The sequence below is a fragment of the bacterium genome (assembly GCA_021372775.1).
Taxonomy (GTDB): Bacteria; Acidobacteriota; Polarisedimenticolia; order J045; family J045; genus JAJFTU01.
In genome coordinates, this window is the sequence record JAJFTU010000317.1 from 1 (window position 1) to 1,524 (window position 1,524).

Genomic DNA, 1,524 nt, shown 5'->3' on the forward strand with positions numbered 1-1,524 from the left:
AGAGCGATCTCGCGGCGCGCCTCCGCGGCCGCCGCCGGCCCGACCACGGCGCACAACAACATCGACAACGACGTCAGAAACAAGAGTCCGCGATTCACGCTCCCCCCTCCCGCGCCCCACGCCCCGACGCGCGGCATGGCGGTCGACCACGCGGCAGGCACTGGCATGGCCCGCTCCCCGACGCAGCTCCGCGGAGATGTTAGCAAGACCGAGCCCCAGCGGGGCGACACGGCGCCGCCAGTTTCGCGGAAATCAAGCCCGCGCCTACCCCACACAGCTCTGAAATGAAGGTGCCTCTCTGACTGCTGGATCATGGCTTCTGCCACGGAGCGGGTGACGCCACGCCCGAAAGGGCAGAGCGCATGGTACTCACAGGGAGCCTGTTGGCTCAGCGGTTATCGTTGTCTCCGCGCGTCGGATTCGAATCGGCGGCGAGGGCGAGCGCCGTGGACCGGCGGGCAAAGAGACCCACCTGCTTGGCGCAGTTCGTGGCTATGGTGATCTGCCAGCTTTCGCCGGCCCAGTCGCTGCGAAAGACCTCCAGCGGTAATGCCGAAGCTCGCGGCCGGGCGGCACCGCAGCGCGGCGTTCGCCGCCGCGAACGAGCATCGGAGCTGCGAAATCTAGCGCGAAGTCTTCGAGGCGTTCTGGAGCGGTGCCGCGGTCTTGCACGCGAGCCGAAACGCTCCCGCTTCAAGACAAGCTCTCCTCGCTCGACACGACTGTGATCCGCCTGTGCCGCGCCCTCTTCGCTTGGGCCGGCATCCGAAGGACGAAGAGGGTGGTGAAGCGCCACCTGCGGACGGACCACGAGGGCTACCTGCCGTGCTTCGCTCTGGTAACAAGTGGCCGGTGCCCCACTTTCCGCCGCGCGCCCCGAACGGCGCACCGAGGGAGCGACAGATCACCCACAACGCCGTCGTCTCTCGGCTGCGCGTCGCAAGCTCCTCGTCGCCGCAGTGCCGCAGGAGCTCGACGCCCGACTCGGGCTCGACGGTTCCGCGAACGACAGGGCGCCGCCCCGGCGTCCTCATCTCAATCGTCCACGTCTTCACCGCCGCCTCGCGCCGGCGGGCGCTCTGCGGCCCGGCGTCGGCGGACGCTGGCTTTCCTGCTGCTTTAGCGCGATGCGCAGCAGGTTCTGCGCCGCGACCCAATTCTGCCGATTCCCATCCTCCGTCCACACCTCGAGCGCGTGCCGGGCCGCAACAGCTGCCTCCGACCAGAGTTGCGCCGCGTCGTCGCCTTTCGCCAGAAGTGCTTCCATGCCCAGCGCGGTACCTAAGCGGCCCTGCGCCTGAGCCCACCACACCGGCTCGGCGTCCTTCGTCAAGACCTCGAGCGCGTGCCGGAACGAGGCGACAGCCTGCGCCAACATCCGCGCAGTCCCCACGCCCGACGCTTGCGCAAACTCCGCCAGTTCCACAAGGCTATTACCGATGTTGTAATGATTGGCCGCCCACTTGCGCGGATTGGCCTCCTTCGTTCGCACATCGAGCGCGCTTGCAAAGGCGAGCCCCGCTT

The 1,524-nt window shown here is 68.1% G+C and carries 2 protein-coding genes; one reads left to right on the plus strand and one right to left on the minus strand.

What is annotated here, in order from left to right:
* Positions 1-362 precede the first annotated feature (362 nt).
* Positions 363-728, plus strand: coding sequence for a DUF4372 domain-containing protein (locus tag LLG88_10795; GenBank protein ID MCE5247388.1), 366 nt, complete (start codon positions 363-365; stop codon positions 726-728).
* Between the two features lie 323 nt (positions 729-1,051).
* Here LLG88_10795 and LLG88_10800 read toward each other — a convergent pair.
* A partial coding sequence (locus LLG88_10800) for a hypothetical protein (protein MCE5247389.1) occupies positions 1,052-1,524 on the minus strand: 473 nt, incomplete at its 5' end.

Excerpts from the sequence above, each read along its gene's own strand:
- LLG88_10795 (MCE5247388.1), top strand. The coding sequence starts at position 363 with ATGGTACTCACAGGGAGCCTGTTGGCTCAGCGGTTATCGTTGTCTCCG.